The organism is Rugamonas sp. GW822-FHT03B10 (assembly GCF_058801745.1).
In genome coordinates this window covers 1-21,517 of record NZ_JBXANP010000031.1, presented here as the reverse complement: position 1 = coordinate 21,517, position 21,517 = coordinate 1, and the positions used below count along the sequence as shown (strand labels likewise).

20 protein-coding genes are annotated in these 21,517 nt (G+C 62.9%); 6 read left to right on the top strand and 14 right to left on the bottom strand.

Features of this window, described 5'->3' with window-relative positions; translation table 11 throughout:
* Positions 1 to 225: 225 nt before the first annotated feature.
* From AC1RQG_RS26650 to AC1RQG_RS26590, 13 genes are all read right to left on the bottom strand, one after another.
* Positions 226 to 477: a glutaredoxin family protein gene (locus AC1RQG_RS26650; protein WP_493136245.1), complete on the bottom strand. Its 252-nt coding sequence runs from the start codon at positions 475 to 477 to the stop codon at positions 226 to 228.
* 82 nt (positions 478 to 559) lie between these two features.
* Positions 560 to 2,053, bottom strand: a complete 1,494-nt coding sequence (locus AC1RQG_RS26645; RefSeq protein ID WP_493136225.1) for a DegQ family serine endoprotease — start codon at positions 2,051 to 2,053, stop codon at positions 560 to 562.
* A 153-nt stretch (positions 2,054 to 2,206) separates the two neighbouring features.
* Positions 2,207 to 2,536, bottom strand: coding sequence for an RseA family anti-sigma factor (locus AC1RQG_RS26640; protein ID WP_493136223.1), 330 nt, complete (start codon positions 2,534 to 2,536; stop codon positions 2,207 to 2,209).
* A gap of 96 nt (positions 2,537 to 2,632) precedes the next feature.
* Complete coding sequence (rpoE, locus tag AC1RQG_RS26635) at positions 2,633 to 3,241, bottom strand: RNA polymerase sigma factor RpoE (protein WP_493136221.1); 609 nt, start codon at positions 3,239 to 3,241, stop codon at positions 2,633 to 2,635.
* 82 nt (positions 3,242 to 3,323) lie between these two features.
* Entirely contained in the window at positions 3,324 to 3,887 is a 564-nt protein-coding gene (locus AC1RQG_RS26630; protein WP_493136219.1) for a hypothetical protein, read from the bottom strand.
* A 70-nt stretch (positions 3,888 to 3,957) separates the two neighbouring features.
* Positions 3,958 to 5,205 carry a beta-ketoacyl-ACP synthase II gene (gene fabF, locus AC1RQG_RS26625; protein ID WP_493136217.1) on the bottom strand — a complete coding sequence of 416 codons (1,248 nt, stop codon included), beginning with the start codon at positions 5,203 to 5,205 and terminating at the stop codon, positions 3,958 to 3,960.
* Positions 5,206 to 5,234: 29 nt separating this feature from the next.
* Positions 5,235 to 5,474 carry an acyl carrier protein gene (gene acpP / locus AC1RQG_RS26620; protein ID WP_055936274.1) on the bottom strand — a complete coding sequence of 80 codons (240 nt, stop codon included), beginning with the start codon at positions 5,472 to 5,474 and terminating at the stop codon, positions 5,235 to 5,237.
* Positions 5,475 to 5,618: 144 nt separating this feature from the next.
* On the bottom strand, positions 5,619 to 6,365 hold the full coding sequence (gene fabG / locus AC1RQG_RS26615; RefSeq protein WP_493136215.1) for a 3-oxoacyl-ACP reductase FabG: 747 nt from the start codon (positions 6,363 to 6,365) through the stop codon (positions 5,619 to 5,621).
* A 45-nt stretch (positions 6,366 to 6,410) separates the two neighbouring features.
* Positions 6,411 to 7,352 carry an ACP S-malonyltransferase gene (gene fabD, locus AC1RQG_RS26610; RefSeq protein WP_493136213.1) on the bottom strand — a complete coding sequence of 314 codons (942 nt, stop codon included), beginning with the start codon at positions 7,350 to 7,352 and terminating at the stop codon, positions 6,411 to 6,413.
* A gap of 113 nt (positions 7,353 to 7,465) precedes the next feature.
* Positions 7,466 to 8,452, bottom strand: coding sequence for a beta-ketoacyl-ACP synthase III (locus AC1RQG_RS26605; RefSeq protein ID WP_493136211.1), 987 nt, complete (start codon positions 8,450 to 8,452; stop codon positions 7,466 to 7,468).
* A gap of 16 nt (positions 8,453 to 8,468) precedes the next feature.
* Positions 8,469 to 9,530, bottom strand: coding sequence for a phosphate acyltransferase PlsX (gene plsX / locus AC1RQG_RS26600; RefSeq protein WP_182159158.1), 1,062 nt, complete (start codon positions 9,528 to 9,530; stop codon positions 8,469 to 8,471).
* 194 nt (positions 9,531 to 9,724) lie between these two features.
* Positions 9,725 to 9,907: a 50S ribosomal protein L32 gene (gene rpmF / locus AC1RQG_RS26595; RefSeq protein ID WP_072783806.1), complete on the bottom strand. Its 183-nt coding sequence runs from the start codon at positions 9,905 to 9,907 to the stop codon at positions 9,725 to 9,727.
* 206 nt (positions 9,908 to 10,113) lie between these two features.
* A complete protein-coding gene (locus AC1RQG_RS26590) occupies positions 10,114 to 10,611 on the bottom strand; it encodes a YceD family protein (RefSeq protein WP_493136208.1) in 498 nt (165 codons plus the stop codon).
* A gap of 168 nt (positions 10,612 to 10,779) precedes the next feature.
* Here AC1RQG_RS26590 and AC1RQG_RS26585 point away from each other — a divergent pair, with 168 nt between their 5' ends.
* Together AC1RQG_RS26585 and AC1RQG_RS26580 are read left to right on the top strand one after the other, a co-directional pair.
* Complete coding sequence (locus tag AC1RQG_RS26585) at positions 10,780 to 11,400, top strand: Maf-like protein (protein ID WP_493136206.1); 621 nt, start codon at positions 10,780 to 10,782, stop codon at positions 11,398 to 11,400.
* A gap of 48 nt (positions 11,401 to 11,448) precedes the next feature.
* The gene (locus tag AC1RQG_RS26580; protein ID WP_493136204.1) at positions 11,449 to 12,186 is read left to right on the top strand and encodes an SAM-dependent methyltransferase; all 738 of its coding nucleotides are present in this window, start codon (positions 11,449 to 11,451) and stop codon (positions 12,184 to 12,186) included.
* A gap of 11 nt (positions 12,187 to 12,197) precedes the next feature.
* On the opposite strand, the gene tssK is transcribed toward AC1RQG_RS26580, so the two are convergent.
* Positions 12,198 to 13,541, bottom strand: a complete 1,344-nt coding sequence (gene tssK, locus AC1RQG_RS26575; protein WP_493136202.1) for a type VI secretion system baseplate subunit TssK — start codon at positions 13,539 to 13,541, stop codon at positions 12,198 to 12,200.
* Between the two features lie 185 nt (positions 13,542 to 13,726).
* Here tssK and tssF point away from each other — a divergent pair, with 185 nt between their 5' ends.
* The 4 genes from tssF to AC1RQG_RS26555 are packed head-to-tail and all read left to right on the top strand — an operon-like array spanning position 13,727 to position 21,462.
* Positions 13,727 to 15,553 carry a type VI secretion system baseplate subunit TssF gene (gene tssF / locus AC1RQG_RS26570; protein ID WP_493136199.1) on the top strand — a complete coding sequence of 609 codons (1,827 nt, stop codon included), beginning with the start codon at positions 13,727 to 13,729 and terminating at the stop codon, positions 15,551 to 15,553.
* Positions 15,517 to 16,632, top strand: coding sequence for a type VI secretion system baseplate subunit TssG (gene tssG / locus AC1RQG_RS26565; protein WP_493136197.1), 1,116 nt, complete (start codon positions 15,517 to 15,519; stop codon positions 16,630 to 16,632). The genes tssF and tssG overlap by 37 nt, the downstream gene beginning before the upstream one ends.
* A 30-nt stretch (positions 16,633 to 16,662) precedes the next feature.
* A complete protein-coding gene (locus AC1RQG_RS26560; RefSeq protein ID WP_493136195.1) occupies positions 16,663 to 19,479 on the top strand; it encodes a type VI secretion system Vgr family protein in 2,817 nt (938 codons plus the stop codon).
* A gap of 33 nt (positions 19,480 to 19,512) precedes the next feature.
* Positions 19,513 to 21,462: a phospholipase D-like domain-containing protein gene (locus tag AC1RQG_RS26555; RefSeq protein ID WP_493136193.1), complete on the top strand. Its 1,950-nt coding sequence runs from the start codon at positions 19,513 to 19,515 to the stop codon at positions 21,460 to 21,462.
* Positions 21,463 to 21,517: the final 55 nt, after the last annotated feature.

The window sequence follows — 21,517 nt, the reverse complement described above, 5'->3', positions numbered from 1 at the left end:
ATACAAAAAAAGCGCTTCGTACGGGGCGGTAATGCCCTGGCGAGCGCCTTGATGACAACCACTAAAACGCAAAACAGCAGCAAAACGGTAACTTCACTAACCCGCCATTTTACCGGATTTCAGAGTGGAAAGCCCGTGTTATGACGTGGCGACGCCATCGAAATATCAAACCGTCAATATTTTGCAGCACAAATTGGCGTAGACGAACGGGAGATAGTTGAGTAATCAAGCAGTTTCGCCGGCCAGGGCCAGGCGCACGCGGTCGGCGTCGAGGAAGTAGTGGCACAGCTCGGGCTGGTCGAGGGCGGCGAACAGCACCGGCACCAGTTCGTCGAAGCGCTCCACCAGGGCCGGGTCGGCGTCCACGTCGATCACCTCCACCGTGAACGGACGTTCCGGCGTTTGCAGCAGGTTCAGGGCGTCCAGCATGTCCTGGCACAGGTGGCAATAGCTGCGGGAATACAATGTGAAATGCATCATGAGCGGACAGAGAAAGAAAACGGGCCGCCCCATGATACAGGACGGCCCGCGTGACGGACCAGTGAAGGCGGGCCCCGGCTTACTTGGCCGTCGGCCGCAGCGAGACGAACTGGGTCACGTCGCCGCGCCGCACCAGCACCACGGACGCCTTTTTCGGATCGAGCTTGGCCACGGCCGCGTTGAACTGCTTGGCGTCGCGGATGTCGATATTGTTAAGCTGCAAGATCACATCGCCCTGGCGCAGGCCGGCGCGGGCCGCCACGCCCTCGGCCGCGTCCACCACCACGCCGCCTTCGACGTCGAGCTCGCGCTTTTGCAGCGGCGTCAGGTCGCTGACCTTGAAGCCCAGCGCGTTGGCCGCCTCGGCCTTCGGTTTGGCGCTCTCGCCCTTGGCCTTGGCCTTGGCGGTCTTGTCCGACTCCAGCTCGGCGATCGTCACCTGCACGTCCTGCTGCGCGCCCTTGCGCCACAGCGTGATGGTGGCCTGGCTGCCGAGGGCCGAACCGCCCACCAGGCGCGGCAGGTCGGACGAGCGGTTGATCGGCGTGCCATTGAACTTGAGGATGATGTCGCCAGCCCGGATGCCGGCCTTGTCGGCCGGGCCGCCCGGTTCCACCAGCGACACTTCCGCGCCCTGGGCCGACTTCAGGCCCAGCGACTCGGCCACTTCCTTGCTCAGCTCGCCAATCTGCACGCCGATGCGCCCGCGCGTCACCTTGCCCGATTTCTTCAGCTGGTCGGCCACGCGCATGGCTTCGTCGATCGGCACGGCGAACGAGATGCCGTTGTAGCCGCCCGACAAGGTGGCGATCTGGGAATTGATGCCGATCACCTCGCCGCGCATATTGATCAGCGGCCCGCCCGAGTTGCCGGGATTGACGGCCACGTCGCTCTGGATCAGGGCCAGGTAGTCGCCCGTGTCGCGCGCCTTGGCGGAAATGATGCCGGCCGTGACCGTGTTCTCCAGGTTGAACGGCGAACCGATGGCGATCACCCACTCGCCCACGCGGATCTTGTTCGAGTCGCCCATGGTCAGGGTGGGCAGGCTCTTGCCGTCGATTTTCAGCAGCGCCACGTCGGTGCGGGCGTCGGCGCCCAGCACCTTGGCCTTGTATTCGCGCTTGTCCGTCAGCGTCACGTACACCTCGTCGGCGCCGTCGACCACGTGGGCGTTGGTCATCACATAACCGTCGGCGGAAATGATGAAGCCGGAGCCGATGCCGCGCTGCACCTGCTCATCGGGCGCCTGGCGCCGTCCGCGCGGCGCCCTGCCGCCGGGGCTGGGCGTGGGGATGGCGCCGCCGAAGAAGCGGCGCAGGAATTCCTGCATCTCCTCGTCGCCCGGCATGCCCTGCCCGCCCTGCATCTTGAGGCGCTCGGTGGTGCGGATGTTGACGACGGCCGGGCCGGCCTTGTCGACCAGCTCCGTGAAGTCGGGCAAGCCCGCCACCGCCGAGGTGGCCGCCGCCTGGGCGGCCGGCGCCAGACCCAGCATGGCGGGGGCGAACAATACGCCGGCGCTGACCATCAGCGCGGAAAGAGTCTTACTACCAGTGTAGATGTAATTTTTCATGGAAAGTATCATCTTTGTCGAGTTCGGGGAACTGCGCCGCCGGTGCTGCACGCGGCGGCGGCATGGTCGATGGTAAGCGAAAACCGGTGCTGCCGTATCGGCAAGATGTTACTAATCGCTACTTTTTCAAGGGGCGGCGGCGCGGTGGGCGGCTCACGGCGCGGAAACGATCACGGCCGCCGGCGCGCCGTCGCCGTCGCCGTCATCGCCGGCGTCGCCATCGGGCGCGGCCGGCCCGGCGGGCGATGGGCGGGCCAGCGGCGGCTCGGCCGCCAGCCGGCGCGCCAGCCTGGCCTCGAAACCGTCGCTGAGCGCGCCGTCGGCGCCGGCCCGCAGCGCGTCGCCGATCGCGTGGTAGGCGCGCCAGGCGGCACGGCCGTCGTCGCCGGCCAGCGCGGCCAGCGCCAGTTCCCGCTCGCTGTCGGGCAACTCCCCGTCGGCCAGCGCCGATATGTTCTCATGCAATCTCTTGGACCTGTCCATGCCCTATCCTGCCATGCTCACATCAACCTGCCACGCGCGGTGGACGGCAGGAACTGTAACTTGCAGTACCTGACGTGCCCCGCCATCATTGCCGCCTCACCAGCGCTTGTCAACCGGCATATCGAGCAAAGGCCGCAACTTTTCCGCGATCACTTGGCGCGCCCGGAAGATGCGGCTGCGCACGGTGCCGATCGGGCAGGCCATGATCTCGGAAATGTCCTCATAGCTCAGGCCCTCGATCTCGCGCAAGGCGATGGCGGTGCGCAGATCGACGGGCAGGCTGTCCATGGCCGCGTTGACGGTCTCGGCGATCTGTTTGCTGGCCAGCACGGATTCGGGGGTGTTGATGTCACGCAGATGGTCGCCGTCGTCGAACCCCTCGGCGCGCTCGGCGTTGGCCTCGGTCGAGGTCGGCGTGCGCCGCGATTGCAGCGACAGCGCGTTCTTGGCCGTGTTGATGCCGATCCGGTACAACCACGTGTAGAACGCGGCGTCGCCGCGGAACAGGCGCAGCGCGCGGTAAGCCTTGATGAATGTTTCCTGCACCACATCCTCCGCCTCCACCGGGTCATGCACGATGCGCGACAGCAAACGCATCAGCCGGCGCTGATACTTCACCACCAGCAGATCGAATGCCTGTTTGTCGCCAGCCTGGACCCGCTCGACCAGCAGCTGATCGCACTCACGTTCTGTCGTCACGCCCATCGTCCTCGGTGCGCTGCAGCGTGGGCGCATATAGCAATAGAGTTTGCCGGCTGCAAATAGTTCACGGTTTACGTCATTTTTTTCATGCCCGGTCCGCCAAGTCGCCGCCACGGGCGGCCACGGCGCGGCACGCGAGCGCCAGCGGACGGAACGCGCCCGCGGCCACGCAAGCGGGGCCGACCAGCACCTCGTGCACGGGCCCGCCCTCGCGCCCCAGCCGCAGGAACAGCCAGCCGGGCCACAGGGTCGAGCCCGCGAGCAGGGCCAGCGGCGGACCTGCCCGCGCCGGCGGGGCCGGCGTGGCCGACGTCGCCGCGCCCGTCCCTGTCTGCTGGTATACCGTCAGCCGAATCTGTCCAACCGGGGATATATCAATCCGGCGCGGCTTAGGATTGCCGCCGCGCCAGGGCAAGGCGGCCAGCCCGGCCGCCATGCACGCGAGCGCCCACGGCGGCCCCGGACAGGCCAGGGCCGACAGCATCACACCCGCGCACGCGAGCACCCGCAACAGGCGCAGCGCAGACGCTGGCCGCACCAGGACCGACACCGCAATCGACATGGCAATGGACGTGCGAACCCGCCGCACGATGGCAAAGCACTGTGAAACAAAAGGGGATAAAACAGACGCGCCGGCCAGGCCGGGCAATTCAGGCGCCGGCGAATGCCGGCGCCGAATCAGCGCCTACCCTGGTTGGACAGGGCGGGCGCTGAAAGGTTCACACTTTTCCGAACACGAGACTGCCGTTGGTGCCGCCGAAGCCGAACGAGTTCTTCACTGCATACTCGATCTTCATCGGACGGGCCGTGTTGGCACAGAAGTCCAGGTCGCAAGCGGGGTCCTGGTTGAAGATGTTGATGGTCGGAGGCGACACCTGATGGTGCACCGCCAGTACCGTAAACACCGCTTCCAGACCGCCGGCGCCGCCCAGCAGGTGACCGGTCATCGACTTGGTCGAATTGATCACCATGTTCTTGGCGTGCGCGCCGAAGGTGCGCTTGATGCCCTGCACTTCCGCCATGTCGCCCAGCGGGGTGGACGTGCCGTGCGCGTTCAGGTAGTCGACCTGGTCCGGGTTCACGCCCGCATGACGCAGGGCGTTGACGACGGACTTGCTGCCACCGCTGCCATCTTCCAATGGCGAGGTCATGTGATAAGCATCGGCGCTCATCCCAAAGCCCAGCAGTTCAGCGTAGATCTTGGCGCCGCGCGCCTTGGCGTGCTCGTACTCCTCCAGCACCATGACGCCCGCGCCCTCGCCCAGCACGAAGCCGTCGCGGTCGCGGTCCCACGGCCGCGAAGCGGTCGCCGGATCGTCATTGCGGGTGGACAAGGCACGGGCCGAGGCGAAGCCGCCCAGACCCAGCGGCGACACGGTCGATTCGGCGCCGCCGGCCACCATCACATCGGCGTCGCCGTACTCGATCAGACGCGCGGCCGCGCCGATGCTGTGCAGGCCGGTGGTGCAGGCCGTGACGATCGACAGGTTGGGACCACGCATGCCGTACTTGATCGACAGGTTGCCCGAGATCATGTTGATGATCGAGGCGGGCACGAAGAACGGCGAGATACGGCGTGGACCACGCTTGTCGTAATCTTCCTTGGTTTCTTCGATCAGCGGCAAGCCGCCGATACCGGAACCGATGATCACGCCGATGCGATCGGCGTTTTCCTCGGTGACGACCACGCCGGAGTCCTGCACCGCCTGGATGCCGGCGGCCATGCCGTAATGGATGAAGGTATCCATGTGGCGCGCTTCTTTGGCGGGGATGTAATCCTCGATGTTGAAGCCTTTGACTTCGCCGGCGAACTGGGTGGTAAAGGGTTGCGCATCAAACTTGGTGATGTTGGCGATACCCGATTTCCCCTCGGTGATTGCGCTCCACGCTTCGGCAATGTTATTGCCGACGGGCGTCACGCAGCCAAGGCCGGTGATCACAACACGACGGTTTTTAGAACGGCTCAAGCGATTCTCCTGGAGTCGATCGGACAGGCTTAGGCCTTGACGTGGGCAGTAGCGTAGTCGATCGCTTGCTGCACGGTGGTGATCTTCTCGGCTTGCTCGTCAGGGATTTCCATTTCGAATTCGTCTTCCAGGGCCATCACCAGTTCCACGGTGTCCAGGGAGTCGGCGCCGAGGTCGTCGACGAACGAGGATTCCGTCTTGATGTCTGCTTCAGCGACGCCCAGTTGCTCAGCGACGATTTTCTTAACGCGTTGTTCGATATCCGACATGTTATGGCTCCATTTTGTTTGTTACGGAAAGCGCGCATTTTATCAGGTTTGCGCACTGAAAAACTAATTTCGGTGTCTGCTGCTATTTCTACCGAAATCACTGCTAAATGATTTGAACAGGCGCCCTACGGCCGCCCGTCCGCCTCAATTCATGTACATGCCACCGTTCACGTGCAAGGTCGTGCCGGTGATGTAGGCCGCCTGCGGCGAGGCCAGGAAGGCGACGGCGGCGGCAATGTCCTCGGGCTTGCCCAGGCGCGCCAGCGGGATCTGGGTCAGCAGCGCGGCGTGCTGCTCCTCGCCCAGCGACTTGGTCATGTCGGTGTCGATGAAACCGGGCGCGACGCTGTTGACGGTGATGTTGCGGCTGCCGATCTCGCGCGCCAGCGCGCGGCCCATGCCCTCCACGCCGGCCTTGGCGGCCGCGTAGTTCATCTGCCCCGGATTGCCGGACGAAGCCACCACCGAGGTGATGTTGATGATGCGGCCGGTCTTGGCCTTCATCATGCCGCGCAGCACGGCGCGCGACAACCGGCCCACGGCCGTCAGGTTGGTGGCGATCACGCTGTCCCACTCCTCGTCCTTCATGCGCATGGCCAGCTGGTCCTGCGTGATGCCGGCGTTGTTGACCAGGATGCCGACGGCGCCCCAGCTCTTGCCGATCTCGTCGATGACGGCGGCGCAGCGCGCGGCGTCCGTCACGTTGAGCACCATGCCCTGGCCCGCTTCCACGCCGATCTCGGCCAGATAGGCGCTGATGGCCTGGGCGCCCGCTTCCGTGGTGGCCGTGCCGATCACGCGCGCACCCTGGCGCGCCAGTTCCTGGGCGATGGCCTTGCCGATGCCGCGCGAGGCGCCCGTCACCAGGGCGATTTGATTTGCTAAATTCATGGTTATCCTTATGTCAATGTCGATACTGCCCCAGTGGGGCCGCGCTTACTTGAGCAGCGTCAAAACCCGTTCCAGCGAAGCCTGGTCGACGATGGCGTCGCCCACCAGACGCGCGTCGATGCGCTTGGTCAAGCCCATCAGCACCTTGCCCGGGCCGCATTCGATCACCTGCGTGATGCCGTCGTTGGCCACCTGCTGCATGGTTTCCACCCAGCGCACGGGGCTGGCCGCCTGGCGCACCAGCGCATCCTTGATGGCGGCCGAGTCGTTGACGACGGCCACGTCGACGTTGTTGATCAGCGGGATCTGCGGCGCGGCGAAGGTCAGGCCGGCCATGTACTCGCGCAGACGGTCCGACGCGGGTTTGAGCAGCGACGAGTGGAACGGCGCCGACACCGGCAGTTTCATGGCGCGCTTGGCGCCCTTGGCCTTGGCCAGCTCGCAGGCGCGCTCGACGGCGGCCGTGTGGCCGGCGATCACCACTTGCGCGGGCGCGTTGAAGTTGACGGGCTCGACCACGGAGGCCGGATCGGCCGCCGCCGCCTCGGCGCAGGCGGCGCGCACGTCGTCGTCGGACAGGCCCAGCACCACGGCCATGGTGCCCTGCCCCACGGGCACGGCTTCCTGCATGGCCTGGGCGCGGAAGCGCACCAGCGGCACGGCGTCCTTGAACGCGATCACGCCGGCGGCCACCAGGGCCGAGTATTCACCGAGGCTGTGGCCGGCCACCACGGTCGGCGCCGGACCGCCGGCCGCCAGCCAGGCGCGGTACACGGCCACGGCGGCCGTCAGCATCACGGGCTGGGTGTTGGTGGTCAGGTCCAGCTCTTCCTTCGGACCTTCGGCAATCAGCTTGCCCAGGTCGAACTGCAGCGCGTCGGACGCCTCGGCCACGGTCTGGGCCACGACGGCGTTGCCGGCGAAACCGTCCAGCATCGCAATCGCCTGCGAACCCTGGCCTGGGAATACAAATGCAAATTGAGTCATACGTTATCCGTTTGTTAAGTGGGGCGAAACCCCGAAACCTTACACCGGGCCGCCGTTCCGCGAAGCGGCCCCATGCGCGCTTAGAATTCTAATTCTAAATTGCGACCAAAAAATTACATGCGAGCTAGCACGGCGCCCCAGGTGAAGCCGCCGCCCACGCCTTCCATCATCACGTTCTGACCGGGCTGGATGCGGCCGTCGCGCATGGCGATGTCGAGCGCCAGCGGGATCGAGGCGGCCGACGTGTTGCCGTGCTGGTCCACCGTCACCACCATCTTTTCCGCCGGCATGCCCAGCTTTCTGGCCGTGCTGTTCATGATGCGGATGTTGGCCTGGTGCGGGATCAGCCAGTCGAGCTGGTCGGACGTCATGCCGGCCTTGTCGAGCGCCTCGTGCGCCACCTTCTCCAGCACCGACACGGCCAGCTTGAACACGGCCGGACCATCCATGTACAGGAAGCCGCTGCCGGCGATGGCGCCGCCATCGACATTGCCCGGAACGCTGAGCACGTCCGCGTGGCGGCCGTCCGCGTGCAGCTGGGTGGCCAGGATGCCGGGCGTGGCCGAGGCCGTCATCACGATGGCGCCGGCGCCGTCGCCGAACAGCACGCAGGTGCCGCGGTCATCGAAATTGAGGATGCGGGAGAACACTTCGGCGCCGATCACCAGCACGTTCTTGTGGGCGCCCGACTTGATGAAGCTGTCGGCCACGGACACGGCGTACACGAAGCCGCTGCACACGGCCTGCACGTCCACGGCCGCGCCGTTGTTGGTGATGCCCAGCTTGCGCTGCACGATGCAGGCCGTGCTGGGGAAGCTGCCGAAGAAATCCGGGGTCGAGCTGGCCACGATGATCAGGTCGATATCGTTCGGCTGCATGCCGGCCATCTCGAGCGCGTTCTTGGCCGCGTGCACGGCCAGGTCCGAGGACTTCTGCTCGGGCTCGGCGTAATGGCGGGCCGAAATGCCGCTGCGGGTGACGATCCACTCGTCCGACGTTTCGATGCCCTTGGCGGCCAGCTGGTCCGCCAGGTCCTGGTTGGTGACGCGTTTGGGGGGCAGATAGCTGCCGGTGCCGATAATTTTGCTATACAAAGTCATTCCGCTATACCGTCCACTAGATAGTTGAGCCAGGTGCTTCCTGTGCCGTCGTTTCGCGCGGCATCAATTCGGCGATCATGGTCGCCAGATGGGCCAGCACGTCATTTTTTGCAGCATCATACGCGCGTCGGATCGCCCATTCAAAGGAATAGGCGTCGGCGCCGCCGTGGCTCTTGAACACCAGGCCGCGCAAACCGAGCAGGCTGGCGCCGTTGTAGCGCGACGGATTGACACGGTTGCGCACGGCCTTCAGCGCGCCCATGCCCAGCAACGCGCCCAGCATGCTGAGCCAGTTGCGCTTGAACTCGGCGCGCAGCGTGTCGGCGAACAGGCGGGCCACGCCTTCGATCGCCTTGAGCGTGACGTTGCCGACGAAACCGTCGCACACGACGATGTCGGTGGTGCCCTTGAAGATGTCGTTGCCTTCCACGTTGCCGTAGAAGTTGAGCGCGCCGCGCTCGTGGTCGGCCTGCAGCAGCTTGCTGGTGGCCTTGACCACCTCGTTGCCCTTGATGTCCTCCGTGCCCACGTTCAGCAGGCCGATGGTCGGACGTTCGATGTGCTCCATGGCGGCCACCAGCACCGAACCCATGATGGCGAACTGGTGCAGGTGGTGCGGCTCGCAGTCGACGTTGGCGCCCAGGTCCAGCATGTAGGTGGGGCCGTTCTTCTGGTTCGGCATGACGCTGCAGATGGCGGGACGATCGACGCCGGCCATGGTCTTGAGCACATAGCGCGACACGGCCATCAGCGCGCCCGTGTTGCCGGCCGACACGCAAGCCTGCGCGCGGCTCTCCTTGACCTGCTCGATGGCCACGCGCATGGACGAATCCTTCTTGCGGCGCAGCGCCACCTCCAGCGGATCGTCCATCGTCACCTGTTCGGAGGCGTGCAGCACGGACAGGCGCGGGTGCGCGTCCGCATGGTGTTTTTTCAGCTCGGCGCGGATCACATCCTCCAATCCAACAAGGATCAGTTCGGCGTCCGGCTCAGAGTTTACGAAGGAAATAGCTGCGGGAATAGTAACCGACGGGCCGTGGTCTCCGCCCATGCAGTCGATAGAAATTTTGATTGTCATTGTTTTGATTCAGTACCACGCTCCGCCCTTCTGGGGCCAGTCGCGGCAAGATGCGGACCTCGGTGACGCAGGGTCAACGCGATTCAAAATGACGGTGTGCAAACACGATTGCAGCCGATGAAAAAAGAAAAAGCGGCGCCACGCAGGTTATGTACCACGTCGCACCGCTTATCTTAGCCCACAAAAAACGTCGATTACTCGTCGTTTTTGGTTTTCAGGACTTTACGACCACGATAGAAGCCGTTAGGGCTGATGTGGTGACGCAGGTGGGTTTCGCCGGTGGTAGGCTCGATCGCCAGTTGCGGGGCAACCAGGAAATCGTGCGAACGGTGCATACCGCGCTTCGAAGGGGACTTCTTGTTCTGTTGAACGGCCATGATGACTCCTAATACATAAGTTCTTAAATTTTAACACATTCGACTGGCAAATTCATGCGAATCGAGTATCCCAGCGGCAAAACTGGTCATACTTGCCTTGCCGACATCGCTAAATTGCTTTTACTACGCTTCACTACACAATGCCATACTCGATTACCACACGCGTTTGACACGTTTCTTACCTACTACTTATTCGGATCTACTGCTTATTCGGATTTGAGGCCCTTGAGGGCGTCGAATGGCGACGGCTTCGCGCTCTTGGCCGCTTGCACCAGCGAGGCGTCCGGGCAGACGTCGTGCTTGGGCGTATGCGGCAAGGCCAGCAGGGCCTCGTCTTCGACCAGGTCGGCCACGTTCATGCTGCGCGTGCCGACGATCACGTCGATGGTTTCATCATCGATCATTTCCTCGATCTCGTCGGCGTGCGCGTCGTCTTTACCGAGCATCAGCAACGTCGAAGAATCGATCTTGTATGCATAGGGGGTCAGGCAACGCTGGCATACCAGCTGCACCGTGCCGCTCACCGACAGACGGATCTGCGGAAAACCCTGCTTGCTGGTGCTGCCTTCGAGCTTCCAGCTGATCGTGCCGGACTGGTCCGCGCAATCTTTCGTCAAGCGGGTCATTTCGGCGACAGGCGTCACGCCCTCGCTGATCCCGTTCGTGCGACAGAATTCAAATGCGTCGATCACAACAGCGCTCATGGACTAGCTTCCCCGGAAAACCTGCGATAATAACAGGGTTTTCGCCACCGAGTCAAAGCCCGGCGCATTTTTTCACGCGCCAAGTCGCTTGTTGCACCGCTTTTTCGTCCGGCGTCAGAGCATATAACATTTCTTCCCACCAAGCCAGCATCCTGGCCAAAAAATTGCATGAAGCCTCTCGATACCCTGCCCGTCCACCTCGTTTTAGCCTCCAGCTCCGCCTACCGTAAAGAACTGCTGTCGCGCCTGCACCTGCCATTCGACGTGGCCGTGCCCGACATCGATGAAAGCCCCCTGCCCGGCGAATCGCCGAGCGCCACCGCCCTGCGGCTGGCGCGCGAGAAGGCGGCCGCCGTGGCTGCCCGCCTGCCCGGCAGCGTGGTGATCGGCTCGGACCAGGTCGCCACACTGGACGACCAGCAGATCGGCAAGCCGGGCGACCACGCCAACGCGCTGCGCCAGTTGCAGCAGATGCGTGGCCGGCGCGTCGTGTTCCACACCGCCCTGTGCGTGTGGGACGGCCGCGCCGCCGATCCGGCCCGCGCCGCCCAGGTGCAGGATATCCAGACCGTGGTCACCTTCCGCGACCTGCCGGACGCCGAACTCGACGCCTACCTGCGCATCGAACAACCGTATGATTGCGCCGGCAGCGCCAAGAACGAGGGGCTGGGCATCGCCATCCTCGAACGCATCGACAGCAGCGACCCGACCGCGTTGACGGGCTTGCCTCTGATCGCGCTCACTGGCATGCTGCGCCAGATCGGCGTGCCCTTCTTCGGCCTCGCCTGAGCCATCGTCGAAACCATTTTGCACCACTAACAAGAAAAGCAAATATCCATGCCAGGCACTCTCTACCTGATTCCCAACACCTTGGGCGCCACTGAAGCGTTATCCCACGTCATCCCCGAACACGTGCAAGCGACCACGGCCAGCCTCGACTATTTCGTGGCCGAGAACGCCAAAACGGCGCGCGCCTTCCTCAAGCTGGTGGGCGCCAGTCATCCACTGTGCAAAACGCTGCAGGAAATCCAGATCGCCGAACTGAACGTGAACACTCCGGCCCAGGCGCTGGCCGGCCTGCTGGCGCCGCTGCTGGCCGGGCGCGACGCGGGCCTGGTGTCGGAAGCCGGCGTGCCGGCCGTGGCCGACCCCGGCGCCGACCTGGTGCGTCTCGCGCACCAGCACGGCATCCCTGTGCGGCCGCTGGTGGGGCCGTCGTCGCTGTTACTGGCCGTGATGGCGAGCGGCCTGAACGGCCAAAGCTTCGCCTTCAACGGCTATCTGCCGACGGACGCGGCCCAGCGCACCAAGCGCATCCAGGAACTTGAAAAACGTTCGCGCGCGGAGAAGCAGACCCAGTTGTTCATCGAAACCCCGTACCGCAACGCCGCCATGCTGGAAGCGCTGGTGGCGGCCTGCCAGCCGGGCACGCTGATCTGCGTGGCGACAGACCTCAGCCTGCCAACGGAAACCATCCGCACCATGACTGGCGCGAAATGGAAAAGCCTGCTGGCCGACGGCAAGGCGCCGGATTTCCACAAGAAACCGACCGTGTTCCTGCTGCTGGGGCAGTGAGCGAAGCCGTCCTACGCCTTGATCGCGAACAATTCGACCTTCAACTGATCAAAGATCGCCGGTACGAAGATGGCAATGGCGCGCGCCTTGATCATCGACTCGTACAGCTCTCCTCTCGCTTCGATGGAGAAATAGCAGGTGCCAGGCCGGACGGGCGCTTGCGGCGGGACCTGCGGCATGTGCAGCACCGGCGTGCCCGGCAACGCGTGGGCGATCATGCTGTCGACGTCCGGCGGCGCCCCGATCTTGAACAGGCGCGGCACGTCCGCCACCAGTTTCTCCGCCGGCATGTTGGCATTGACGGCGAGGTAGAGGCTTACCGGCCCTTCTGTGACGACGGCATCGAGCTTGGCGGTGTGGAAAGCGCGCTCTTTCGACAACGGGATCGCCAGATACTTCGACGAAATCACGGTGTCGAGCAGCTCCTCGATGATGGTATTGAGCGTGAGAAACCCGGGCGCCGGGTTCTCATGCACATAAGTTGGCAGGTCGGCGACGGCGTATTTGGTCGAGAACGCCATCAGGCCGCCGGCCACGCCCATCATCGCAGCAAACAAACGCTCCGGATGGCAGCATCCTGCATTCGCGCAATGGGTCAACGACGCGCACGCCACATTCACCGAATGCAGCATGAAAAATGACGACACATTGGTGCTGTGCGCGTCGACCGACTGTCCCCGCGTCTGCGGCTGCATTTGATACAGCGTGTCCGCCTTGGCTGCCAGCCTTCCCAGCAAGCGCCGCAGCAGGCCCTGCAACATCGGTTCCGCATCGACCGACAGGCTGGGCGCCATAAAAGTCGGGTCGATTTCGAAGGTATTGTCCGCCTTGCGCCGCACGCGGACCACGGGGATGGCGTCGCTGCCATCGCGCGCGTCCAGCTGCGACAGCAACCGCACCCGTTTGGTCAGGTAGGACAGGTTGATGTTCCAGCCTTCGCTGTAAAGATCGGGCGTTTGCGCGTCGTACCGCACATAACGTCCATTGGTGGCGGCGGTGGCACCGTCGGCCAGATTGCCGCCGTTTTCGTTCACCGCCGGCAACGCCGCGTAGAACGTGAAACTCTGCTCGTCGGACGGCAGCGCGCCCAGATCCACCTTCGCCGGCAACGCATCGGACAATGGCGCCTGATAAATCTCCCCATCCTGGAAAATGAGCGTCAGCGCGTCGGCCCGCAAGGTGTTCCTGCCCACGCCTTCGATATCCCACTGCGCCACCTGCACACCCCATGCGTAGGCATGCATGGCGGCGGCCAGGTGCCGCTGCCGCGCCTCGTGGTAACGATCGAGCCGTTGCAAGTGCTGCACATTCAACACCAGCCCCTCTGACCACAGTACTTTTTTGGACAAGATCATCGCAACCCCATCATGTGGACACGTCGCCTGTCCACGGAGTATGGAACTACCCCGGTGCAACTCTTTGATTTCACTCAGAACCATGCGCTGGCCCGAGCTTGCGCCAACTCAACTTGACCGGCTGTCGGCGCTTGATACTGGCAATTTACCGCGGCGCCGTATCCGGCCTGGAAAAGGAGAAGTGTATGGAGGATCTGCTGCCCTACTTCGAGCGTGAACTGGTCGCGTTGCGCGGCCTCTGTTGCGAACTTCACGAACGCTATCCCGGACTGGGCGGACGGCTGGGATTGAATGAGGACACCTGCCCGGATCCGCATGTCGAGCAGTTGATACAGTCGGTGGCACTGCTCGGTGCGCGCATCGCCAAGCGGCTCGACGACAGCTATCCCGAATTTACCGAAGCGCTGCTGGAGACATTATTTCCGCACGGCTTGCGGCCGGTGCCGTCCTGCGCCATCATCCGCGCCACGCATCGCGCGGTGGACGGCGCGGGTGGCGCAACGGTGCACACCATTGCGCGCGGCACGGTGATGGAAACCGCGCTGGTGCAAGGCGTACGTTGCCGGTTCAGCACCGCCTACGACATCGCGCTGGCGCCGCTCGCCATCGCCGCCGCCCGGTTCGACGCGGTGACACGGCAACCGGCGGGCCTCGTGCCGGGTCCCGTCACCGGTTCGTCGCTGAGCATCGTCATCGAAGGCGCGATGCCGGTGGAATTGAACGCCTTGCGCGTGTTCATCGACGGCGAACCGACATTCTGCGCCGCCCTGCGCAACGCCCTGTTCATGCAGGCGACCGCCGCCTGGCTTGAATGCCAACCCGGCCAGTGGCTGCCGCTGCCCGGCGTGCCGCTGACGCCGGTTGGCTTCGCCGACGACGAAGCCCTGCTCCCGCTCGACGCGCGCTCGCACGCGTCGGCCCGCCTGCTGATCGAATATTTCGCCTTCCCCGACAAATTCAACTTCGTCGACCTCGATATGGCGGTGCTGCGCCAGCTACTGCCGCCGGCTTGCCAGCGCTTCACCCTGCATCTGGCGCTGCCTGGATCACGGCCCGACTCGGCCGCCGCAAGGCTGCTGGGCAGCCTGTCCGAACGCAACCTGCTGTTGGGCTGCAGCCCGGCCATCAACCTATTCCGCCGGCCGGGCCAGCCGATCTCGATCACCCACGCCACGGCCGACTATGGCGTACTGCCGGACACCACGCGCGCCACCGCCTTCGACGTGTATTCGATCGACGCCGTCCACATGGTGCGCCGGCGCGACCAGAAGGAGACGGTGACGGAATTCCGCCCGTTCTATTCCCTGCGCCATGGCGAAGACGCCGGCGGCAAAGGCCACTACTGGGTGGCGCGCCGGGACGCGACGCTGGCCGCCATCAGCCCCGGCCACGAAACGCGCATCGCCCTGGTCGACGTCGACTTCAACCCCATGCAGGTCGAGAAAGCCAGTCTGTCGATCACCTTGAGCTGCACCAACCGCAACCTGCCCAGCCAACTCAAATACAACCAACCGGACGGCGATCTGACGCCGCTGCATGACGCAGACGGCTACACGGTGCGGTTTCTGCGCCGTCCCACGCCGCCGTACCGTTTCGCTAACGGCCCCGGCATGCACTGGCGCCTGATCTCCCACCTGAGCATCAACCACCACGCGTTATCCCAGCACGGCTTGCCTGCCTTCCGCGAGATGCTGACCCTTTACGACCTGCCCCAGTCCCCCGTCACGCGGCGACAGATCGAGGGTATCGTCGGCCTGGAGACGGCCGACGCGGTCACCTGGCTGCGCGACAAATACGGCAGCACGCTGGTGCATGGCACCGAGGTGCGCATGACACTGGACGAGGACGCCTTCGTCGGCACCGGACTGCTGCTGTTCGCTCAAGTGATCGACCTGTTCCTCGGGCTATATGTGCAAGTGAACAGCTTCATCGAACTGGTCGTGCTATCCCACCAATCCGGGAAGGAGTTGATCCGATGCCAACCGAGAAGCGGCTATCAGAAATTAGTGTGATGCAGCAGTTGCTGGACATGCCACAGCGCTTCGCGTTCGTCCAGGCGGTGCGCTTGCTGCTGGACTGGCTGGCGCGCCACGACGTGCCGTATGACCGTGCCTTCTCCCACGTATTGCGCTTTCAGAACAGCCTGTCCTTGAATTTTCCGGCCAGCGAAATCGAAGCGCTATCAGCCGAACCGCACCCCATCCGCCTTGCGGACGAACTGCCAGCTGCGCTGCAGGGCGACGATGGACTACAGTTCGCCGTCACCCCGACCTTCATTGGCCTGCTGGGCGGGGGCGGCGCCCTGCCACTCAATAAGACGGAACGCGTCGCTGCGGCCGAGCGCGATGGCGACGCGGGCATACGTGCCTTTGTCGACCTGTTCTCGCATCGCATGGTGTCGATGTTCTTCCAGGCGTGGGGCAAATATCGGCTGGAACACAAGTTCGATACCCGGCGGGAGGATGGGCTGCTGCCGCTATTGACGGCGCTGGCGGGCACTGGTGGTAAGACACATGACGCCACGGACGACGCGGTCGCCCGCTACGCCGCGCTATTCCGCACCCGTCCTGTGGCGGCGAGCACGATCGCGCGCGTGCTGACCAGCTATTTCGGCATTCCCATCGGCGTGGAATCGTTCGTCGGCGGGTGGGACTATGTTCCCCGGAGAAAACACAGCGAACTGGGTACGATCAATGCCACGATCGGCCTCGGCGCCGCACTCGGCGGCCGTCTCTGGCGCCGCGATTTAGGTGTGCGCCTGCATATCGGCCCACTCGACCAGGAAGCGCTGGAACGCTTTCTCCCGCGCCGCGATGGCGCGGTGGCGCTGGCGAAGATAGTCGCCCTGTTCGGCCTGCCCAATTTGCGGTTCGAGGCCCAGCTGATCCTGAGCCCACCCTGCATCCGGCCCGCGCTGCTGTCGAACAGGGCGGGCGTGGGGCCGCGCGTGGGCTGGGATACTTTTCTGCCCGGCCGTGATGGTCAGGTTGCTAGCAACACCATCCGCTACCTGTTGCCCCGCCCGCTGCCACCGACGAGCTCCCTTGAGTGTCCTCAACACGTGAATGACCGGGCCGTCTACAGTGGCTGACACCTGACAGCGTGGCGAGATGGAGGTGGTATGAGAGAAGACATCGTGGACATCGGCATGACGGCACTGTCCGTGTTCGGCGCCAACGCGCAGCACAACCGCCTGCTGCGCATGCGCTTCCCGCACGACGATGGCCCGCGCGAGACCATGCTGGTTAACACGGTGCAGATGCGCGAGGAACTGTCGCGCGACTTCCGCATCGACGTGGAAGTGCTTTCAGACAACGCCCGCATCCCGCTCAAAGGCTTGATGGGCAAAATGGTGACGATCTCACTGGTGCGCGAAAACGGCAGCGAGCGCCACATGAACGGCTACGTCAGCCAGTTCCGCTTCCTGCGCACAGACGGCGGCTTCGCCTTCTACCGCATGGTGCTGGAACCATGGCTGGCGTTCGCCAAACTGCGCAAGGACAACGTCTCGTTCCACCACCGCAGCGTGCTCGAACTGACGGAAACCACCTTCGACCACTACCGCCAGCGCGACTGGACCACGCGCATGAGCCTCGACTACCCCGACCCCAAGCTCACCTGCGCCAACCAGCACAACGAAACCGACTACAACCACCTGCACCGGCGCTGGGAAGACGCCGGCCTGCATTACCACTACGAACACAGGGCCGATGGCCACACGCTAGTCATCAGCGACAATTCGATCCAGTCCGCCCCGATCGACGCCAGCCACGTGGTGGGTATGACAGACCAGATGCAATTTCGCGCCCACAGCGGTTCGGGCGAAGGCGACGGCATCCACGACTGGCACGCCATCCGCGAGCTCGGCTCGGGCCTATTGACCCTGAGCAGCTTCAACTACAAGAACCCCGGCCCCCAACTGGTCAACGGCCACTCCCTCAACAAGCAGGGCGACGTGGACAGCTACGAGCTGTACGAAAACGCCGGCGCCTACGGCTACCCCAGCCTGGGCGACGGCGACGCGCTGGCGCAGCGCCGCATGGAAGAACGGGATCAGCATACCCAGTATTTCGAAGCGGCCGGCAACGACCGGGCCGCGCAGCCGGGACGGATCTTCAAGCTGGCCGGCCACTTCAGCGCGGCCGACAAGCCGGTCGCCCAAGGCCAGGACGCCAAGCCCAGCATCGCCACCCGCGACTACCTGATCCTGTCGGTCGTCCATACCGCCAGCAACAATTATCCGGCCGGCCCGAACGGTAAATCGGAATACAGCAACACCCTCACCTGCCTCCGGCGCGACATCCGCTGGCGCCCCGGCCGGGGCCACAACAGTACCCCTTGCGCCAATCCCGGCGTGCAGACGGCCATCGTCGTCGGCCCGCCGGGCGCGGACATCTACACGGACGAGCTGGGCCGGATCAAACTGCAATTCCACTGGGACCGGCTGGGTACGTTCGACCAGGCCAGCTCGCCATGGATACGGGTCATGATGCCGATGGCGGGCCCCTACTTCGGCCAAATGTGCCTGCCGCGCGTGGGGCAGGAAGTGGTCGTGCAGTTCTTGGACGGCAATGTCGACCGCCCCATCGTCGTCGGCCTCGTCTACAACCGCCACAACATGCCGCCATGGAATTTGCCTTCGCAACAGGCGCTGGCCGGCCTGCGCAGTCGTGAACTGGGCGGCACCAACGGCGGCAGCAACCATTTGATAATGGACGACACCAAGGGCGCGCTGCAGGCCCAGCTCAAGAGCGACCACCAGTGCAGCCAGCTGTCGCTGGGCAGCATCACGCGGGTCGAAACGGCACAAGGCCGCATGGATGCGCGCGGCGAAGGCTGGGAACTGGCCACCAACGCCTGGGGCGTGGCGCGCGCCAACCGGGGCATGCTCATCACGACGGAGGCACGGCCGAATGCGGGTTCGCACATCAAGGACATGGGCGAGACGCTGCAACGGCTCAACGCGGCGCAGAGCCAGCACGAAGCACTGGCAAACGCGGCGCAAAGTGCTGGTGCGCAGGATGCGGGCGAACAGACCAAGGCGGCTGCGGCCATCAAGGCACAGAACCAAGGCATTCAAGGCGGCGCAACGGGCAGCTTCCCGCAGTTGGGCAATCCGCACCTGGTCCTTGCCAGTGCTGCCGGAATTGAAACCACAACCGCTGGCAGCATGCATCTTGCCAGCGCCCAGCACATCGCACTGACGACCGGCCAGGATCTGTCCCTTGCCAGTAGTGGCGGCCTGTTTGCCAGCGTCCGGCAAGCTTTGCGGCTGTTTGTCCATAAGGCTGGCATGCGGCTGGTCGCGGCGGCGGGCGACATCGACATGCGAGCCCTGTCGGATAGCGTCAATATCCTGGCGAAGCTGAACATCACACAAACAGCCAACAGCATCACCATCAGCGCCAAGGAACAGGTTGTCATCAACGGCGGCGGCAGCTTCGCCAAATTCAGCGGTGGCAGTATCGAGATGGGCACCAGCGGAAATTTCGTAGCGCATGCGGCGAAACACAGCCTGACGGCGCCCAAGACCATGGAAATGGCGACAGTACAGCCCCCGAAAGAGACGCTTAACGGCGCAGGCACATTTCACCTGAACAGCCATGCGGCGGCCGGTGGCCGCATCAATGCCGGGTTGCCTTACAAGCTGTACAAGGATGACGCCTTGGCCGAGCAGGGACATTTCGACGACAACGGCAACATGACCTTCAAGCACGAGTTGGACAAACAGTCCAAGTACGAGGTCGAGCTCCACAACGGCAACCGCTATGTCATCGATCCGAATCCGCACGAGGAGCAGCACGAAATGAGTGCGGGCATCGGCTACCACGGCTACGCAAATGAAGCTGGCTCGTTCAGCGAACAGCCTGCTTCCATGGAGCAGAACCGCCTGCGCGCCAACCCTGCGTTGCGCGACGCAGACGAATCGCCAACGTAACGAGACATAGGCAATACTCAGGAGAATTCTGCTATGGGCAGCATGGACGACAACGCAAAACTATATGTGCAAAAGCTATCGTATCGCGACAACGGAGCTCCCTGTCAGTGTCTGGCCCAGCCTTGGTTCATCAGGGTGCCACACCGGGTCTACGAGCCACGTTATGGCTGCGAGTTAAAACCGATCAATTGCGGACAAGATGTCTTCGAATCCATCGCGACGGATATTAGAAACGCCAAGCATTCGGTGGACATCATCACCTGGGGATTCGACCCAGGCATGGTTCTTGTCCGCGAAGGAGCGGCGGAATCCGGGCAGCGATATGGCGACCTATTGAAGGAAATTGCGGGACGCGGAAAGGATCCGGTCAAGGTGCGCCTTCTGGTATGGCATGACGACGCGGTCTCCCAGAAAATGATGAACAATTTGCCGGACTACTTTGGGCGACTCTATCAGGGTATAGGTAAGGGATTGCACGGATTTTATAGCGATGTTCATTGCAGGTATAACGAAGAGTGGTTTAAGCAGGTCTGCTCCGACAACATAACGAATATTCACTTTCACGGCCGTGAAGTTCCAGGTGCATGCATGGGACGAGCACTTTGGGGCGAGACGCTCCCCGAGGGCGTGTCGACTAACCCGGCTGGTGGCGCGTCCATGCTCTATCCGGCCCACCACCAAAAAATGGTATTGATCGATTATGAATATCCGGCCGAGGCGGTGGGATACGTGATGGGACATAATTCAATCACCGACTTTTGGGACACTTCAGAGCACGAATTTAGAAGCCCATTACGAGAACGAATCTACCGCAAAGAGGAATCCGAGGTATGCAAACTGGCCGAAGGAGATCAACCGTCACGCAGTGACATCGCCTTTGGCTATGGACAAACCGAACGTGGGAAGCGGGACCATCAAGAGAGGGTACAACGCTACCTCGACAACAATACTTGCGTCGCCAAACCCTACCAGGACGTTTCTTGCCGTCTGAAAGGTCCGGTGCTATACGACCTGAATCACAATTTTTGCCAAGCCTGGACCGAATCCAAGCCACCGAGTTCACTGTTCTACGACAGTGTTCGCGCACTCCTCAACATTCTTCCAGTCGCGAAGAAATTTGTGGAAGGAATTCACGAGGATGTCGCTGACGTTTTCCATAAGGAGATGGACGGGGACTTCATCGCTCGCCGCGCAAAGATTCCCTGGACAGCGTTCAAATTGCCGAATGGACAGCACAACGTGCAGTTGCTTCGAACTCAGCCAATGCACGGTGAAAAAGGCGCGAAGGAGTGCTATGCCAACCTTACGCGGCAAATGCAGCATTACATTTTCATTCAAAATCAATACATCCAATATGCCGCCTGGGCAGAGCACCTCATCCATTGCGTCGGCAATTTGCGGAAAGCGGGGTTTAACCAGCCAATCTACGTTTTCCTGCTTACCTCTACCCCGGAAATGGACCGTATGGATTCCCCTACTTATGAGGTGGCCAGTAAGGTAGGGATGAGCAAGACGATGAAGGTTGAACATGAGGCCGCTGTAGAGAAAGCAACTAAGAAAAAGACAAAACCGCCCATTACTGCGGAGGAGCTGGCTAACCACGGTATCAACGTTGTGATGTGCTCGTTATGGACCTGCGCCGAGGCCGAAAAGCTGAGGTGGGATGATTATGAGGAAATCTACATCCATGCCAAGGTGGCCGTGGTAGATGATGCCGCCTTCACCATTGGCTCAGCCAATTTGAATCTGCGCAGCATGGCGATGGACAGCGAACTCAATATCTTGAGCGAATCGAAAGACATTGCGTATCAATTGCGGATGGAGTTGTTTGACAAGTGTTCCGGAGACTTTGGCCCAAAACAGTTTGGGGATATGGGGAAAACACTTAAGAAGTGGCATAAAAAAGCGATGAAGAATGCAGAATATATGACTTCCGGGGAGAAGCTGCAGGGACAGCTACTTGAATCGCCACGACTCTTGTAGACACTCCTGAGCCATAATTCTAGGCTAAAGGAGTGAGTATGAGCGGCAAACGGTA

Excerpts from the sequence above, each read along its gene's own strand:
- tssK (WP_493136202.1), bottom strand. The coding sequence starts at position 13,541 with ATGATCTTGTCCAAAAAAGTACTGTGGTCAGAGGGGCTGGTGTTGAAT.
- AC1RQG_RS26585 (WP_493136206.1), top strand. The coding sequence starts at position 10,780 with ATGAAGCCTCTCGATACCCTGCCCGTCCACCTCGTTTTAGCCTCCAGC.
- AC1RQG_RS26645 (WP_493136225.1), bottom strand. The coding sequence starts at position 2,053 with ATGAAAAATTACATCTACACTGGTAGTAAGACTCTTTCCGCGCTGATG.
- tssF (WP_493136199.1), top strand. The coding sequence starts at position 13,727 with ATGGAGGATCTGCTGCCCTACTTCGAGCGTGAACTGGTCGCGTTGCGC.
- AC1RQG_RS26555 (WP_493136193.1), top strand. The coding sequence starts at position 19,513 with ATGGGCAGCATGGACGACAACGCAAAACTATATGTGCAAAAGCTATCG.
- AC1RQG_RS26605 (WP_493136211.1), bottom strand. The coding sequence starts at position 8,452 with ATGACTTTGTATAGCAAAATTATCGGCACCGGCAGCTATCTGCCCCCC.
- AC1RQG_RS26650 (WP_493136245.1), bottom strand. The coding sequence starts at position 477 with ATGCATTTCACATTGTATTCCCGCAGCTATTGCCACCTGTGCCAGGAC.
- fabG (WP_493136215.1), bottom strand. The coding sequence starts at position 6,365 with ATGAATTTAGCAAATCAAATCGCCCTGGTGACGGGCGCCTCGCGCGGC.
- plsX (WP_182159158.1), bottom strand. The coding sequence starts at position 9,530 with ATGACAATCAAAATTTCTATCGACTGCATGGGCGGAGACCACGGCCCG.
- acpP (WP_055936274.1), bottom strand. The coding sequence starts at position 5,474 with ATGTCGGATATCGAACAACGCGTTAAGAAAATCGTCGCTGAGCAACTG.
- rpoE (WP_493136221.1), bottom strand. The coding sequence starts at position 3,241 with ATGGGCGTGACGACAGAACGTGAGTGCGATCAGCTGCTGGTCGAGCGG.
- AC1RQG_RS26580 (WP_493136204.1), top strand. The coding sequence starts at position 11,449 with ATGCCAGGCACTCTCTACCTGATTCCCAACACCTTGGGCGCCACTGAA.
- AC1RQG_RS26640 (WP_493136223.1), bottom strand. The coding sequence starts at position 2,536 with ATGGACAGGTCCAAGAGATTGCATGAGAACATATCGGCGCTGGCCGAC.
- fabD (WP_493136213.1), bottom strand. The coding sequence starts at position 7,352 with ATGACTCAATTTGCATTTGTATTCCCAGGCCAGGGTTCGCAGGCGATT.
- rpmF (WP_072783806.1), bottom strand. The coding sequence starts at position 9,907 with ATGGCCGTTCAACAGAACAAGAAGTCCCCTTCGAAGCGCGGTATGCAC.
- AC1RQG_RS26560 (WP_493136195.1), top strand. The coding sequence starts at position 16,663 with ATGAGAGAAGACATCGTGGACATCGGCATGACGGCACTGTCCGTGTTC.
- tssG (WP_493136197.1), top strand. The coding sequence starts at position 15,517 with ATGCCAACCGAGAAGCGGCTATCAGAAATTAGTGTGATGCAGCAGTTG.
- AC1RQG_RS26590 (WP_493136208.1), bottom strand. The coding sequence starts at position 10,611 with ATGAGCGCTGTTGTGATCGACGCATTTGAATTCTGTCGCACGAACGGG.